Annotated in this window: 10 protein-coding genes; 7 read left to right on the top strand and 3 right to left on the bottom strand. The window is 70.0% G+C overall.

Annotated elements, in window-relative coordinates; genetic code table 11:
• Positions 1 to 31 precede the first annotated feature (31 nt).
• The 3 genes from ACREYQ_RS17160 to pbpC are packed head-to-tail and all read left to right on the top strand — an operon-like array spanning position 32 to position 9041.
• Positions 32 to 6109, top strand: a complete 6078-nt coding sequence (locus tag ACREYQ_RS17160; protein WP_432258701.1) for an alpha-2-macroglobulin family protein — start codon at positions 32 to 34, stop codon at positions 6107 to 6109.
• Positions 6106 to 6810 carry a lysoplasmalogenase gene (locus ACREYQ_RS17155; RefSeq protein WP_432258700.1) on the top strand — a complete coding sequence of 235 codons (705 nt, stop codon included), beginning with the start codon at positions 6106 to 6108 and terminating at the stop codon, positions 6808 to 6810. The genes ACREYQ_RS17160 and ACREYQ_RS17155 overlap by 4 nt, the downstream gene beginning before the upstream one ends.
• Positions 6807 to 9041, top strand: a complete 2235-nt coding sequence (gene pbpC, locus ACREYQ_RS17150) for a penicillin-binding protein 1C (protein ID WP_432258699.1) — start codon at positions 6807 to 6809, stop codon at positions 9039 to 9041. The genes ACREYQ_RS17155 and pbpC overlap by 4 nt, the downstream gene beginning before the upstream one ends.
• Here the strand turns inward: pbpC and ACREYQ_RS17145 are convergent.
• Complete coding sequence (locus ACREYQ_RS17145; RefSeq protein ID WP_432258698.1) at positions 9031 to 9954, bottom strand: LysR family transcriptional regulator; 924 nt, start codon at positions 9952 to 9954, stop codon at positions 9031 to 9033. The two genes, pbpC and ACREYQ_RS17145, sit on opposite strands and share 11 nt — an antisense overlap.
• Positions 9955 to 10054: 100 nt before the next feature.
• Here ACREYQ_RS17145 and ACREYQ_RS17140 point away from each other — a divergent pair, with 100 nt between their 5' ends.
• On the top strand, positions 10055 to 11068 hold the full coding sequence (locus ACREYQ_RS17140; RefSeq protein ID WP_432258697.1) for an aldo/keto reductase: 1014 nt from the start codon (positions 10055 to 10057) through the stop codon (positions 11066 to 11068).
• Positions 11069 to 11127: 59 nt separating this feature from the next.
• Positions 11128 to 12078 (top strand): delta(1)-pyrroline-2-carboxylate reductase family protein, encoded by a 951-nt coding sequence (locus ACREYQ_RS17135; RefSeq protein ID WP_432258696.1) that lies wholly within the window; start codon positions 11128 to 11130, stop codon positions 12076 to 12078.
• Here ACREYQ_RS17135 and ACREYQ_RS17130 read toward each other — a convergent pair.
• Complete coding sequence (locus ACREYQ_RS17130; RefSeq protein ID WP_432258695.1) at positions 12075 to 12707, bottom strand: TetR/AcrR family transcriptional regulator; 633 nt, start codon at positions 12705 to 12707, stop codon at positions 12075 to 12077. The two genes, ACREYQ_RS17135 and ACREYQ_RS17130, sit on opposite strands and share 4 nt — an antisense overlap.
• A 180-nt stretch (positions 12708 to 12887) precedes the next feature.
• On the opposite strand from ACREYQ_RS17130, the gene ACREYQ_RS17125 reads away from it, so the two are divergent.
• Complete coding sequence (locus ACREYQ_RS17125) at positions 12888 to 14876, top strand: alkyl/aryl-sulfatase (protein ID WP_432258694.1); 1989 nt, start codon at positions 12888 to 12890, stop codon at positions 14874 to 14876.
• A 271-nt stretch (positions 14877 to 15147) separates the two neighbouring features.
• The gene (locus ACREYQ_RS17120) at positions 15148 to 15870 is read left to right on the top strand and encodes an OmpW/AlkL family protein (protein ID WP_432258693.1); all 723 of its coding nucleotides are present in this window, start codon (positions 15148 to 15150) and stop codon (positions 15868 to 15870) included.
• Between the two features lie 217 nt (positions 15871 to 16087).
• Here ACREYQ_RS17120 and ACREYQ_RS17115 read toward each other — a convergent pair whose 3' ends face one another.
• Positions 16088 to 16288 carry a heavy-metal-associated domain-containing protein gene (locus tag ACREYQ_RS17115; RefSeq protein WP_432258692.1) on the bottom strand — a complete coding sequence of 67 codons (201 nt, stop codon included), beginning with the start codon at positions 16286 to 16288 and terminating at the stop codon, positions 16088 to 16090.
• Positions 16289 to 16480 lie beyond the last annotated feature (192 nt).

The following is a 16480-nucleotide window of genomic DNA, read 5'->3' as shown; positions in this document are numbered from 1 at the left end:
CCGCAAACGCGGCGGGAACGGAGATGGCAGGATGAAGGCAATCGTCGCCCGAGCCGGTCGGGGCCTTGGCAGGTCGCCAACGCAATCGCAATCGCATGCGCTGCGCGCAGCCCTGGCCCTGGCGGCCGCGCTGGGAATCCTGGCCGCCGGCAGCGCCCAGGCCGCACAGGTGACGCGCTTTTCCCCCGAAGGCACGGTCGGGCAGGTGCGGCAGGTGGCGATCCGCTTCGACGAGGCCATGGTGCCGATGGGCGACGTCCAGGCCACCGCGCCCGCGGCGGTTTCCTGCACCGGCGCCGGCACTGGCGGCCAGGCCCGCTGGATCGATGCGAAGAACTGGGTCTACGACTTCGCCAGCGACCTGCCGCCGGGCGTGCGCTGCACCGTGCGCATGCGCACCGGCCTGCGCAGCGAGGCCGGCGCCGCCTATGCCGGCAAGCCGGAATACCGGTTCGAGACTGGCGGCCCGACGGTCGTCTCCAGCCGCCCGTCTGGCGGCGAGATCGAGGAGGACCAGGTCTTTGCGCTGCGCTTCAACGGCGCCGCCACGGCGGCCTCGGTGCGCGAGCACGCCTGGTGCCAGGCACAGGGGCTGGGCGAACGCATCCCGGTACGGCTGCTGACCGGCAAGGAGCGCGATGCCGTGCTCGACGCCATCCATTGGGACCGCATCGCCAGGCAGGCGCCTGATGCCGTGCACCTGCTCGCCTGCCAGCAGCGGCTGCCGGCGGCGGCGCGTGTCCAGCTGGTGCTGGGCGCGGGCATTGCCACGCCGTCTGGCGTCGCCACGCGCGACGAGCGCCGCTTTGACTACACCGTGCGCGAGCCCTTTACCGCCAGCTTCAGCTGCGAACGCGAGCACGCGCAGTCGCCGTGCACGCCGCTGCGGCCGATGTCGGTGTCCTTTTCTTCGCCGGTGCCGCGCAAGCTGGCCGAGAGCGTGGTGTTGAAGACCCCGTCTGGGCCCCGCGCGCCGCAGTTCGATCCCGACCAGGCGCCTGACGCCAGCGTCAGCAGGCTGACCTTTGCCGCGCCGTTCGCCGAGAAGGCGCAGTTCACCATCGAAGTGCCGCGCAACCTGCAGGACGACAGTGGCCGCGCGCTGGCCAATGCCGACCTGTTCCCGCTCAAGGTGGCCACCGCGTCGATGCCGCCGCTGGCCAAGTTTGCCGCGGCGCCGTTCGGCGTGGTGGAGCGCTTTGGCGAGCTGCCGCGCGGCAAGTCGCCGGCCGACTACCCGCCGTTGCTGCCGGTGACGCTGCGCAATGTTGAAGCCGACCTCGCTGTGCGTGGGCTGCAGGCCAGGGCGGGCACCGTGATGAAGCTGCGCGTGGACGAGGACGCCGCCGTGATGCAGTGGTTTGGCCTGGTGCGCCGCATGCATGAGGCCAGCTACACCCGGGCCGAGCTCGACGCCATGCTGGCGGGCCGCTCGCCATATCGCGTCAGCAACCCGCGCAATGCGGTGTCGATCGAGACCCGCTCGGTGTCGCTGCTCGAGCGCGCTGCCGGGGTGCAGAAGCTGGCCGTGCCCAAGACTTCGGGCGATGCGCCACGGCCGTTCGAGGTGGTCGGCATCCCGCTGCCGGAGCCGGGCTTCCACGTGGTGGAGATCGCCTCGCCGATGCTGGGCGAGGCGCTGCTGGGCAAGCGCGCGCCCATGTACGTGCGCACCGCGGCGCTGGTCACCAACCTGGGCGTGCATTTCAAGCTGGGCCGCAGCGCCGGCAATGAAGACGACGGCAGCCGCAGCGGGCTGGCCTGGGTCACCGCGCTGGACGACGGCAAGCCGGTCGCCGAGGCCGCCGTGGCGGTGCGCGACTGCAGCGGCCGCCTGCTCGGCGAAGGCCGTACCGACGGCAGCGGCGTGGTGCGCTTCGCCAGGCTGGCTGCGGCGCCCGAGGGCGCCTGCGACCAGAACGGGCTGTCCGGCTATTTCGTCTCGGCACGCATCGCCGCCACGCACCCGCAGGCACGCGGCAAGGCCGACATGGCCTTCGTGATGTCGGACTGGAACCGCGGCATCGAGACCTGGCGCTTCAATGTGCCGACCGACACCAGCCCCACGCCCACGGTGCGCGCGCACACCATCTTCGACCGCACGCTGCTGCGCGTCGGCGAGACCGTGTCGATGAAGCACCTGATCCGCGCCGAGACCGCGCAGGGCTTTGCCCTGCCGCCGGCCGGCCGCCCGCTGCCCACGCGCGTGGTGATCCGCCATGAGGGCAGCGGCCAGACCTACGAGCTGCCGCTGCAATGGCGCCAGACCGCGACCGGCGGGCGCAGCGCCGAAAGCACCTTCCAGGTGCCGCCGGCGGCCAAGCTTGGTGTCTATACCGTCGGGCTGGAAACGCAGAAGGGCGATGGCGCGCACGACGATGGCGGCGCCCGCGGCTACACCAGCGGCAGTTTCCGCGTCGAGGCCTTCCGCTTGCCGGTGCTGGCCGGCACGCTGCAGGTGGCGGGCAAGGCGGGGCCAGTGGTCGCGCCTGCCGAGCTGGCGGTCGGCGTCGAGATCCACTATCTCTCCGGCGGCGGCGCGGCCGGGCTGCCCGTGCGCGTGTCCGCGCTGCTGCGCGACAAGTACGTCAGCTTCCCCGGCTATGACGAGTTCTCGTTCAACCCGCCGCGCGCGCAGCGCGAAAGCGCCAGCGGCGACGAGGAGATGGATGAGGACCAGCAGGGCGACGCCAGTGCCGACGGCCAGAAGCTGGTCGCCGACAAGCTGCCGGTGACGCTCGACAAGAACGGCAACGGCACCGTCACGCTGCGCAAGCTGCCCAAGACTGACGCACCGCGCGACCTGCTGCTCGAAGCCGGCTTTGCCGACCCCAACGGCGAGATCCAGACGCTGCGCCAGACCGTGCCGGTATGGCCGGCGGCGGTGGTGGCCGGCATCCGCACCGATGGCTGGGTCTCGGTCAAACAGAAGCTGGCCGTGCATGGCGTGGTGCTGGACGTCAACGGCAAGCCGGTGGCGGATGCGCCGGTCAAGATCAATGCGCGGGCACGCATCACCACCTCGGCGCGCAAGCGCGTGGTGGGCGGCTTCTACCGCTATGACAACCGCACCGAGACGCGCGACCTGGGCACCGTGTGCGAGACCCGCACCGATGCGCAGGGCCGCGCGCGTTGCGACGTGGCGCTGGAGCAGGCCGGCCAGATCGAACTGGTGGCCAGCGCGCGCGACAAGGACGGGCGCACCGCGCAGGCGGCGTCGACGGTCTGGGTCACGCGCCAGGGCGAACTCTGGTTTGGCGGCGAGAACCACGACCGCATCGACCTGCTGCCGGAGAAGAAGTCCTATGAACCGGGCGACACCGCGGTGTTCCAGGTGCGCATGCCGTTCCGCCACGCCACCGCGCTGGTGGCGGTGGAGCGCGAAGGCATCTACCAGACCCAGGTGGTCGAACTGCATGGCAGCGATCCCACCGTGCGCGTGCAGGTGAAGCCGGAGTGGGGCCCCAACGTCTACGTGTCGGTGCTGGCCCTGCGCGGGCGCCTGCATGAGGTGCCCTGGTATTCGTTCTTCACGTGGGGCTGGCGCCAGCCGGGCGAGTGGTGGCGCGCATTCCGCAGCGAAGGCCGCGAGTACGCCGCGCCGAACGCGCTGGTCGACCTGTCCAAGCCGGCCTTCCGGCTGGGACTGGCCGAGATCCGCGTCGGCAATGCCGGCCACCGGCTGGATGTCACCGTGACCCCGGACAAGGCCAGCTATCCGGTGCGCGGCAAGGCACGCGTGGCGATCCAGGTGAAGCTGCCCGACGGCAAGCCCGCCGCCAACGGCGAAGTGGCGCTGGCCGCGGTGGACCAGGCGCTGCTGGAGCTGATGCCCAACACCAGCTGGGACCTGCTCGATGCGATGCTGCAGCGGCGCGGCTACGGCGTGGAAACGTCCACTGCGCAGATGGAGATCATCGGGCGCCGCCACTACGGGCGCAAGGCGGTGCCGGCCGGCGGCGGCGGCGGCAAGAGCCCCACGCGCGAGCTGTTCGACACGCTGTTGCTATGGAACCCGCGCGTGCAGCTCGATGCCGAGGGCCGCGCCAGCATCGAGGTCCCGCTCAACGATTCGCTGACCAGCTTCCGCATCGTCGCGGTGGCGGACCTGGGCCTGGGACGCTTCGGCACGGGCAGCGCCACCATCGCCGCCACGCAGGACCTGCAGGTGATTTCCGGCCTGCCGCTGCTGGTGCGCGAGGACGATCGCTACCGCGCCATGTTCACGCTGCGCAATACCACCAGGCGCGCCATGACGGTGCAGGCCACAGCGCGCGGCACGCTGCTCGGCAACGAGGCCGGCCTGCCCGCGCAGACCGTGCAGATCCCTGCGGGCGAAGCGCGCGAGATCGGCTGGGACGTGACCGCGCCCGCGCTGCTGGCGTACTCGCGCAGCGGCACGGTGATGTGGGAAGTGCAGGCGAGCGAGCAGGGCACTGGCGGCGCTTCCGACCGCATCAAGGTGTCGCAGCAGATCGTGCCGGCGGAGCCGGTCACGGTGCAGCAGGCCACGCTGGCGCAGGTGTCGCCGTCGCTGTCGGTGCCGGTCAAGGCGCCGCCGGGCGCGCTGGCCGATCCGGCGGGCAAGGTGCGCGGCGGGCTGCAGGTGAACTTCCAGTCGTCGCTGGCGGGCGGCATGCCGGGCGTGCGCGAGTGGTTCCGCAACTACCCGTTCACCTGCCTGGAGCAGCGCGCATCGAAAGCCATCGGCCTGAATGACACCGCCGCGTGGGACGCGCTGATGACGCAGCTGCCGTCCTACCTCGATGGCAACGGCCTGGCCTCGTACTTCCCGCTGAATGCTGACAGGGACTACGGCAGCGAAGTGCTGACGGCCTATCTGCTGGCGGTGACCGATGAGGCTGCGCGCGCCGGACTGGCGCTGCGCATCCCCGACGCGCAGCGCGCGCAGATGGAGCGCGGCCTGACCGACTTTGTCGAAGGCCGCATCCGCCGCGACAGCTGGTCGCCGGCAGACAGCACGCAATACCTGGAAGTGCGCAAGCTGGGCGCGCTCGAGGCGTTGTCGCGCACCGGCCATGCGCAGGCGCGCATGCTGGGATCGATCCAGATCCTGCCGGCGCAATGGCCGACCTCGGCCCTGCTGGACTGGACCCTGCTGCTCACGCGCCTGCAGGACATCCCGCAGCGCGAGCAACGCCTGGCCGAGGCCCAGCAGCTGCTGCGCTCGCGCCTGACGGTGCAGGGCACGCGCCTGGCGTTCTCCACCGAGCGCAACGACAACTGGTGGTGGATGATGGCCGGCGGCGACACCAACGCCGCGCGCCTGCTGGCGCTGGCGTCGGAGCTGCCGGGCTGGAAGGAAGACGCGCCGCAACTGGCCACCGGACTGCTGGGCCGGCAGGTGCATGGCGCCTGGGGCACCACCACTGCCAACACATGGGGCATGCTGGCGGTGACGCGCTTTGCGCAGGCGTTCGAGAAGACGCCGGTGGCGGGCACCACGCGCGTCAGCGTGAGCCATGCGGCCGACGCTTCGCGCAGCTTCGACTGGGCGCGCGCGCAGCGCACCGAGGGCGTGGCCCAGGGCAGTGTCGACCTGCCGTGGCCGACCGGCGCCGAGGGTGGCACGCTGCAGGTGGATCACGCCGGCGCCGGCCATCCGTGGGCCACGGTGCGCGCCATGGCGGCGGTGCCGGTGACCGCGCCGCTGGCCGCTGGCTACCGCATCAAGCGCACCGTGACGCCGCAGGAGCAGGCGGTGAAGGACAAGTGGTCGCGTGGCGACGTGTACCGCGTCAAGCTGGAGATCGATGCCCAGGCCGACATGACCTGGGTGGTGGTCAGCGATCCGATCCCTGCCGGCGCCACCATCCTGGGCAGCGGCCTGGGCCGCGACTCGGCCATCGCCACGCGCGGCGAGCAGCGCAAGGGCGCGGTGTGGCCGGCTTATATCGAGCGCACGCCGCAGGCCTACCGCGAGTACTTCGGCTACGTGCCCAAGGGCACGGTCTCGGTCGAATACACGGTGCGGCTCAACAACGCCGGCGACTTCGCGCTGCCGCCCACGCGCGTCGAAGCGATGTACGCGCCCGACGTGTTCGGCGTGGCGCCCAACCCGCGGCTGGCGGTAGGAGCACGCCCATGAGCTGGCTGGCAATGATGATGCCGGCGCGCGTGCGCGAGTGGTGGCTGGCGGGCGCGATGGCCGGCATCGTCTACGGCGCGCTGCTGGTGCAGGTGGCGATCGAGCTGCCTGATGGCGCGCCGCTGACCGGGCAAATCGCCATGCAGCCCATGTGGAAGACCGCGATGGCGCTGCTGCTGGCACGCGCGGCGTGGTTCCACCGGCCGCTCGGCGAGCGCCGCTGGCTGGTCACGGCGCTGCTGTTCTCGGCGCTCGGAGACTTCCTGCTGGCGCTGCCGGCGCTGTCGTTTTCGTTCGTGGGCGGGCTCGGCGCCTTCCTGCTGGCGCACCTGGCCTACCTGCGCGTGCTGGTGCCGCTGGCGGGCGATACCCGCCCGCACCGCCTGGTTGCGTGCGGCGCCCTGCTGGGCGTGGCGGGCACCATGCTGGGCCGCTTCTGGCCCAACATGGGTGCGCTGACGGTGCCGGTGGTGCTCTATGTGGGCGTGCTTGCCGCCATGGCCTGCAGCGCGCTGGTGGCGCGCCTGCCGACGCCGCTGGCGGCGCTGGGGGCGCTGTGCTTTGCCGCATCGGACATGATGATCGGCATCGCGCGCTTCCTGGTGCCGTTTGATTCCTTCCAGCTTGGCATCTGGTGGACCTACGCCGCGGCGCAGGTGCTGCTGGTGGCGGGCATCGTGGCAGGACGCAAGCAGGAATGACGTCGCGCGGGCCTCTGGTGGCACTGGTGATGGCGCTGGCCTGGTCCGCGCCGGCTGCGGCCTTGCCCGCGTTCGAGCAGGTCCGCGCCGATTGGCGCAGTGCGGACGTGGTGGTGCTGGACCGCCACGGCGACACCGTGGGCCGCGTGCGCGATGATTTCCGCGCGCGCCGCGGCGACTGGGTGGCGCTGGCCGATACCTCGCCCGCGCTGCGCACGGCCATCGTGCTGTCGGAGGACCGGCGCTTCTATGCGCACAGCGGGGTCGACTGGCAGGGCGTGGCCGCCGCCGCCTGGGCCAACCTGTGGAATACGCGCACGCGCGGCGCCTCGACCCTGACCATGCAGCTGGCAGGCCTGCTCGACGAGGACCTGCGCCGCCCGGGCGCGGCGGGGCAGGGGCGCAGCCTCACGCAGAAGCTGGGGCAGGCTGCGGGTGCGGCATCGCTGGAACGCAGCTGGAGCAAGGACCAGATCCTGGAGGCCTACCTGAACCTGGTGCCGTTCCGCGGCGAACTGGTGGGCCTGTCGGCGATGTCGCAGGTGCTGTTCGGCAAGTATCCGGAAGGACTCAACGCGCGCGAATCGGCACTGGCGGTAGCGCTGGTGCGCGCGCCCAACGCCAGGGCCGGGCAGGTGGCCAGCCGCGCCTGCGGCATCCTGCGCGAGATGCGCCTGCCGCGCGAGTGCGATGGCCTGGAGGGCTTTGCGCAACTGGCGCTGCTGCGCACGGGGCCGGTCGCGCAGCGTGCCGCGGCGGCCACGCCGTCGGCGGCGTTGGCGGCGTCTCAGCAGCTTGCGCCGCACCTGGCACGGCGCCTGGTCAGCGAGACGCGCGCGCGACTGGCAGCGGGCGTACCCATGCCTGCGCGCATCGCCTCCACGCTCGACGCGCGCACGCAGCGCGTGGCCGCGGCCAGTCTCGACCGGCACCTGCGCGAACTGGCCGGGCGCAATGTCGAGGACGGCGCGGTGGTGGTGATCGACAATGCCAGCGGCGACGTGCTGGCCTACGTGGGCTCGTCGGGCGCGCTTTCCGGCGCCGCGCAGGTGGACCACGCGGCGGCGCTGCGCCAGGCGGGCTCGACGCTCAAACCCTTCCTGTACGAGCAGGCGCTGGAAGAAAGGCGGCTGACGGCGGCCTCGCTGCTGGATGACCGGCCGGTGAACCTGGCGGTCGGCGGCGGGCTCTACGTGCCGCAGAACTACGACCACCGCTATGCCGGCTGGGTCAGCCTGCGCGCGGCGCTGGCCGCGTCGCTGAACGTGCCGGCGGTGCGCACGCTGGTGATGGTGACCCCGCACCGCTTCCACAAGCGGCTGGTGGCGCTGGGACTGCCGCTGACCGAGGCGGGCGACTATTACGGCTACAGCCTGGCGCTGGGCAGCGCCGACGTGTCGCTGCTGGCGCTGACCAATGCATACCGCGCGCTGGCCAACGGCGGCAGCTATGCGGCGCCGCGGCTATGGGAAGGCGCACCGGCGGCAGCGGCAAAGACCGTGATGCAAGCGGGCGCCAGCTACGTGATCGCAGACATCCTGTCGGACCGCCATGCGCGCGCGCGCACCTTCGGGCTGGACAGCCCCCTCACCACGCGCTTCTGGACCGCGGTGAAGACCGGCACCAGCAAGGACATGCGCGATAACTGGTGCATCGGCTGGTCGCAGCACTACACCGTGGGCGTGTGGGTCGGCAATGCCAGCGGCGCCAGCATGCACGAGGTCTCGGGCGTGTCGGGCGCGGCGCCGGTCTGGCACGACGTCATGGAGGCGCTCCATCGCACGCTTGCCAGCCAGGCACCCGCCATGCCCGCGGGGGTGCAGCGCGTGGCGCTGAGCTTCGACGACGGGCTGGAGCCGGCGCGAGATGAGGTCTTCCTTGCCGGCACCGCGATCCGGCGCGTCAGCGTGGGCGCGCCGGCCGCGCGCCCGAGCGCACCCGCGATCGCCAATCCGGCCGACGGCACCGTGTTTGCCCTCGATCCCGACATGCCCCCCGCAGCGCAGCGCGTGTGGTTCCAGGCGGAGGGCGTGGCCGGGCAGGGTGCGCGCATGGTCAGCTGGCGCATGGACGGCAAGCCGCTGGGGCGCGGCGGCGAGGTGCCCTGGCTGCCCTGGCCGGGGCGGCACCAGGTGGAACTGCTCGATGCCGCGGGCAAGGTGGTGGACCGCATCGGCATTGAGGTGCGTGGCGCGTCGGTGCGCGCACCGGCGGCCTCGGCTAAGCGCTGAGGCCTGCGCGGGCTTTCAGGAAATCGACGAACACGCGCAGCTTGGGCGGCATCAACACGCGGCTCGGGTAATACAGGTAGAGGCCGTCGAATGGCGGGAGCCAGCCATCGAGCACGGTGACCAGCCGGCCGCTGTCGAGGGAGGGCTGGATATGCACCGGGAATTCGTGGATCAGACCGATGCCGTCGAGCGCCGCCTGGTGCAGCAGGGTCCGGTCGTTGGCAATCAGCGCGGCGCGCGTGTCCACGGTGAAGGTGTGGCCGTCTTCGACGAACTCCCAGCGATAGACGCTGCCGTGTGGCCCGAAGCGGTACTGCAGGCAGGCGTGCGCGTGCAGGTCGCGCGGGTGGGCGGGTGTGCCGTGGCGCGCGAGGTAATCGGGCGAGGCGGCCACCACCATGCGCAGCGGGCCGGTGACCGGGATGGCGACCATGTCGCGCTGCAGCGCCTCGCCCAGGCGCAGGCCGGCGTCAAAGCCTTCGGCCACCAGGTCGGCGAAGCGGTCGTCGGTGATCACGTCGACGGTGATGCCGGGGCAGGCGCGCAGGAAGTCGGCCAGCAGGGGCCGCAGCACCAGCGCGCCGGCGGTGGTCGGCGTGGTCAGGCGCAGCGTGCCGGCGGGCATGTCGCGCTGCTGGCGGATATCGTCGGTGGCGGCGCCGATCTCTGCCAGCGCGGGTTCCACGCGCGCCAGCAAGGCAGCCCCGGCCTCGGTCAGGCCGACGCTGCGGGTGGTCCGCTGCAGCAGCCGCACGCCCAGGCGCGCTTCCAGCTGGCGAATGGTCTGCGACACCGCCGAAGGGCTGACGGCCAGCGCCATGGCCGCGGCGGTAAAGCTGCCCAGCCGGGCCACGCGTGCGAAGGCGGCGAGCGCGGGCAATGAATCGATATCGATTGTGAAGTCTGGCTTCATGATGTATGCAGCGTAGCACGCTGTTTCCTGGCGGGTCGAGTGCCCATACTTGCCTGATCCGATGCACCGCCGGTGTCCAATCGGCCAACAGGAGGCTTCGATGACCGCCAATGCCATTTCCACCCCATTCCGCCAGCTGGGCAAGACCGGCCCCAGCGTGTTCCCGCTCGGCCTCGGCTGCATGGGCATGAGCGACTTCTACGGCGCGCACGACGACGCCGAGTCGGTCAGCACCATTCACCATGCGCTGGACCGGGGCATCAACCTGCTCGACACCGCCGATGTCTATGGCCCGCACACCAATGAGGCGCTGGTGGGCCGTGCCATCGCCGGGCGGCGCGGCCAGGTGGTGCTGGCGACCAAGTTCGGCCTGGTGCGCGATCCGGCCAACCCGGCCACGCGCGGCGTCAACGGCCGCCCCGACTATGTGCGCGCCAGCTGCGAGGCCAGCCTGAAGCGGCTGGGCACGGACCATATCGACTTGTACTACCTGCATCGCGTGGATCCGGCGGTGCCCATCGAAGAGACCGTGGGCGCCATGGCGGAACTGGTGCAGGCCGGCAAGGTGCGCTGGCTGGGATTGTCCGAAGCCAGCGCCGCCACGCTCGAACGCGCACACCGGGTGCATCCGGTCACGGCGCTGCAGAGCGAATATTCGCTGTGGACCCGCGACGCGGACGAGGACGGCATCCTCGCGGCCTGCGAGCGCCTGGGCGTCGGCTTTGTGCCCTACAGCCCGCTCGGGCGCGGCTTCCTGACCGGCGCGATCCGCAGTCCGGAGGATTTCGACGAAGACGATTTCCGCCGCACCAACCCGCGCTTCATGGGCGAAAACTTTGCGCGCAACCTGGCGCTGGTCGACAAGGTGCGCGCGCTGGCGGCGGACAAGGGCTGCACGCCGGCGCAGCTGGCGCTGGCGTGGGTGCTGGCGCGCGGGCCGCGGGTGGTGCCGATTCCGGGTACGCGCCGCATCGCCAACCTGGACGACAACCTCGGCGCGCTCGCGGTGCGGCTGGATGCGCAGGACCTGGCCGACATCGACGCGGTGTTCCCCGCCGGCGCAGCGGCGGGTACGCGCTATGCCGCGCAGGTGATGGCATTGCTGGCGCGCTGAAGCGCGTGCCGGGGCATGCGCAATAATGGCGCTTCGCAACGTCTTGCCGGAGCCAGCGCATGTCCCTCGTCCCCCTCGATGCCGCCAGCACCGCGGCGCGCCTGCCTTATCCCGAACTGGCGCAAGCCATCGCCGGCATGCTGGCCGAACTGCGCGACGGCACCGCCATGGCGCCGCCGCGTATCGCGCTGCCCGTGGGCGATGCGCAGGACGGCGAGGGCACGCTGCTGGTGATGCCGGCGCGCAACCGCAAGCTGGTGATGACCAAGAACATCACCGTCCATCCCGGCAACCCGCAGCGCGGGCTGCCCAATATCCTCGGGGAAGTGGTGGTGGCCGATGCGCATACCGGCGAGCGTATCGCTATGCTCGATGGTCCCACCGTCACGGGACGGCGCACCGCGGCCGTGTCCCTGCTGGCGGCGCAGTGCTTCGCTGCGCGCCAGGACGGCGAGCTGCTGATCGTCGGCGCCGGGGTGCAGGCGCTGACCCACCTGGAGGCCTTCGTCGCCGGGCTGGGCGTGCGCAAGGTGTGGCTGCATTCGCGCACGCGCGACAAGGCCGAGGCACTGGCCGCGCATGCGCGCGCGCTGGGGGTGGAAGCGCAGGTGGCTGATTCGGTCGCGGCGGCATTGCCGCGCGTATCGATGGTGGTGACGGTGACGTCCAGCCGCAGCCCGGTGCTGCCGGACCTGGACAGCGGCCTCTGGCGCGACGATCACTTCATTGCCGCGGTCGGCGCGTTCCGGCCGGACATGTGCGAACTGCCGCCGACGCTGTGCCATGCCGCCGCGGATAGCGGCCGGCTGCTGGCCGATACGCTGTTCGGGATCGAGGACGAAGCGGGGGACCTGCTGCAGGCCGGCATCGACTGGGCCGACGTGCAGCCGTTCGAGACCGCGATCCTGCGGGCCGACGTCATCCGCGCGCGGGCCGGCAGCCCGCTGGTGTTCAAGAGCGTGGGCTATGCGCTGTGGGACCTGGCCGCCTGCGTGCTGGCCAGCCGCTAGGCCGCACCGTCGCGGGCGCGCAGCCAGTCGCCGAAGAGCTCGCGCGCTGGCGCCAGGAAGCCGGCGATCGGCTCGCTGCGGTCGCTGGCGTACCAGTGGCAGTAGCAGCCGTGGATGGTCGCCACCATCAGCCGCGCCATGTTTGCGGGGAGAGGGCGCCCGGGTGCTGACAGCGCATCGACCAGGTCCAGCACGTGCGCGTCCCAACTGCGGCGGATTTCCTCGCGCACGCTGGGCGGCACGCTGCCCGAGAACAACAACGCCAGCACCACACCCTTGGCTTCCGGATTGGCCGTGAAATAGTCGGCCACCCGGTCGAAGGCGTTTTCGAGCCGCCGCGCCGCGGTCCTGCCCCGGTGCGGCTCTGTGCCGAGCCCCTCGCCGATATCCCGGAACAGGCTGGTGGCGGCCTCCGCCAGCAGCATTTCCTTGCTGCCGAAATGCCATAGCAGGCTGCTCTTGGCCACGCCGGCCTCGGCGGAAATCTGGTCGAGCGTCACCTCGGCGTAGCCGTGCGCGCTGATCAGGCCGCGCGTCACGGCAATCACGCGCTCCCGGGTTTCAAGTCCTCGGCGGTTCTTGGTGACGGAGGCTGATGGCATTTGCGCGGCAGGGCGGGTCGGTGGCATGGGCGGGGGCAGAAGACAGTGGGGGCCGGCGGCAATTCTGGATTATTCAGGCCGGATGCCAATTTGACAGCGGGCGGGGTCTGCCAGCAAACTCCGGTATTGTACTGAACGTTCAGCACAATTACAGCAGCGTTGCAGGCCGGGCACCGACGTCCGGCCCAGGATTTCCAGGAGACCAAGATGCCGTACCCGACTGCCATTGCCGCAGCCGCCGCCGTGCTGGCCGCAGCCGCCATCAGCCTTGCCGGCACCGCCGGCGCCGCACCTGCCCCGGCCACCGCGGGCAATCCCGCCACCGATGCCACCGCCCGCGCCAATGCGGCGGTGCTGCAACAACTGCCGTTCAATGACCGGCGTGACTTCGAGGCTGCGCGCCGTGGCTTTATCGGCACGCTGGACAACACCGAAATCCGCGACGCCAAGGGCAATGTGGTGTGGGCGCTGGACCCCTACGGTTTCCTCAAGCAGGACAGGGCGCCGGCCACGGTGAACCCCAGCCTGTGGCGCCAGGCCCAGCTCAACATGCACAACGGGCTGTTCCAGGTGACGGACCGGATCTACCAGATCCGCGGCTTCGATGTCGCCAACATGACGATCATCGAGGGTGATACCGGCCTGATCGTGATCGATCCGCTGACCGCGATGGAAACCTCGCGAGCCGGCCTGGACCTGTACTTCAGGCACCGGCCCAAAAAGCCGGTGGTCGCGGTGATCTATACGCACAGCCATGGCGACCACTTCGGCGGGGTCAAGGGCGTCGTCAGCGAAGACGACGTCAAGTCCGGGCGCGTCAGGGTGCTGGCGCCGGAAGGCTTCATGGAAGAGGCCGTCAGCGAGAACGTCTTCGCCGGCAACGCCATGAGCCGCCGCGCGCAGTACATGTATGGCTTCAACCTGCCGCGTTCGGCAACGGGCCAGGTGGACGTGGGGCTCGGCAAGAGCGTTGCGCAGGGCACCATCACGCTGATCGCACCGACGGACCTGATCCAAAAGACCGGCGAGACTCGCACCATTGATGGCGTGCAAATCGAGTTCCTGATGGCGCCGGGCACCGAGGCCCCGGCCGAGATGCTGATGTACTTCCCGCAGTGGAAGGCGCTGTGCGCGGCCGAGGACGCCACCCACAACCTGCACAACCTCTACACCATCCGCGGCGCCCAGGTGCGCGACGCCAACCAGTGGTGGCGCGCGCTGGACGAGACCATCGACCGCTTCGGTGGCCGCACCGACGTCCTGTTCGCCCAGCACCACTGGCCCACCTGGGGCCGCCAGGACATCGTCACCTACCTGGGCAAGCAACGCGACGGCTACAAGTACATCCACGACCAGTCGCTGCGGCTGGCCAACATGGGCTACGTGCCGGCCGAGATCGCCGAGCGCGTGAAGCTGCCGCCGTCGCTGGCCGCCGAATGGCACCTGCGCGACTACTACGGCACCGTCAGCCACAACGCCAAGGCGGTGTACCAGCGCTACCTGGGCTGGTATGACGCCAACCCGGCCAACCTGAATCCGCTGCCGCCGGAAGAGGCAGGCAAGCGCTACGTTGAATTCATGGGCGGCGCGGCGCGCGTGCTGGAGCAGGCGCGCGCGGCCTACGCGCGCGGCGAATACCGCTGGGTGGCCGAGGTGGTCAAGCACGTGGTGTTTGCCGATCCGTCCAACCAGGCCGCCCGTCAGCTGGAGGCCGAAGCGCTGGAGCAACTGGGCTACCAGGCCGAATCCTCGACCTGGCGCAATGCTTACCTGACCGGTGCCGCCGAACTGCGCAGTGGCCCGCCCAAGGCCGGCCGGCGCGCCGGCAGCCCGGACGTGCTGCGCGCCATGACCGACACCATGTTCCTCGATTACCTGGCGATCAGCCTGAACGGCGAGCGCGCCGCGGGCAAGACGCTGGCGCTGAACTGGGTACAGCCTGACACTGGCAAGCGCTTTGCGCTGACCGTGGAGAACGGCGTGTTCCGCTACAAGCCCGATGCACAGCACGCCTCGCCGCAGGCCACGCTGACCATGCCACGCGCCGTCCTGACGGGCGTGCTGGCCGGCCAGACCACGCTGCAGGCCGAGACCCAGGCAGGCCGCGCCCGCGTGGACGGCGACCCGCAGGCGGTGGCGGCGTGGACGGCGCTGCTGGACAAGTCCGAGCCGAACTTCGCCATCGTGACGCCCTGACGGCACCAGGATGGGGCAGGTGGGCGACCTCTGTTGCGCGCCTGGCCCATAAAACCTTGTCAATTTGAGGGTTTTTTTCCTGCTCACGGCATAAACCGTTGCGCGAATGCCTCGGCAATGGGCCCTGAAGGCTACTCTTCCCTTGAACTCTTAGTGGTTAACCCTCCTTTTAGGGGGCGTCCTCTACGAATCAGTGTCATCGGTGAAACAGTCGCGCTCCCGCTAGCCGGATAATGCACGCCGCAGTAACCGAAAGAGGAGTAAGAGGATTATGAAATCGACCTATAAGAAGATGCTGGCGGCAGGCGCTGTCATGGCGCTGGCTGGAGCCGCACACGCGCAGTCGGCAGGCAGCAATATCGTCAGCATGGGCTGGTTCCGCGTGATGCCGAACAGCTCCGCGGATCCGCTGACCGTGGACAGCTTTGGCGGCCGCCCGGTGAACCAGGTCAAGCCGAACACCGGCGCGGACATTGAATCCGCCGATACGCTCGGCCTGGCGTTCACGCATTACTTTACCGACAACATTTCGGGCGAACTGGTCGCCGGGGTTCCGCCCAAGCATGAGGTAAAGGGCACCGGCAGCTTTGCCCAGTACGGCAAGCTGGGCACGGTCAGGCAGTGGAGCCCGGCTGTGCTGGTCAAGTACCACTTCTTCGACGCCAAGACCAAATTCCGTCCCTACGTCGGCATCGGCGTGAACTACACCTGGTTCACCGAGGAAACCATCACCAACCAGAACTTCGTCAACCGCGAGTTCGCTCCGGGCGCGCGCATGACCGCCAGCGCGGCACCGTCGTGGAACCCGGTGTTCAATATCGGCGCCAACTACGCGATCAACGACAACTGGTTTGTTGGTCTGTCGGTCTCGTACCTGCCGCTGTCGACGCGCGCTACCTTCACCACGCAGGCCGGTCCGGTGACGATCGTGTCGCATACCAAGATCAAGATCGATCCGGTGGTGACCTTCCTGAACGTGGGCTACCGCTTCTGAGCCTGCCGCGCGGATAGCAGAAGGGCACCCTGAGGGTGTCATGCCGTTTGGTTAACCACCGTCGTCCCCGCGAAAGCGGGGACCCAGTGACTTCATCCCCAAAGGGGACGTGAGAGACGCTGGATTCCCGCGCGCGCGGGAATGACAGTGGCACTTGAGACCTTAACCGAACGCTATTACACCCGGGGGGTGCCCTTTTCTTGTTGACGGTGGCGGCTTATGCCAGCGACTTGACCGGGTAGCCAGCCTCTTCGATGGCATGGCGCAGCGCCTGTGTGTCGGCGCTGCTCTCGACGCGCACGGCCTGGGTGGGCACATCCGCGCTGACGCGCGCGGCGGGGTCGACAGCCTGCACGGCACGCGTGATGGCGCCGACGCAGTGATTGCACGACATGCCTTCGACCTGGAACTGGATCATGGTGGAACGCTCCTGAACGGGATGAAAAGGCGGCAGGGTGCCGCGACAGACATAGTTTGAACCTTCCCATGGTGGGAAGCGCAAGCGGTAATTTGCTGGTGCCGGCGTGACGGCGGCGGCATCCCGATCCGGCATTGACCTTCCAATGATGGTAAGGTCCATGATGCTGACATCGACACTGTGGATGACTCA

The organism is Cupriavidus sp. TMH.W2 (assembly GCF_050847365.1).
Taxonomy (GTDB): Bacteria; Pseudomonadota; Gammaproteobacteria; order Burkholderiales; family Burkholderiaceae; genus Cupriavidus.
This window is presented reverse-complemented; position numbering and strand designations above follow the sequence as displayed.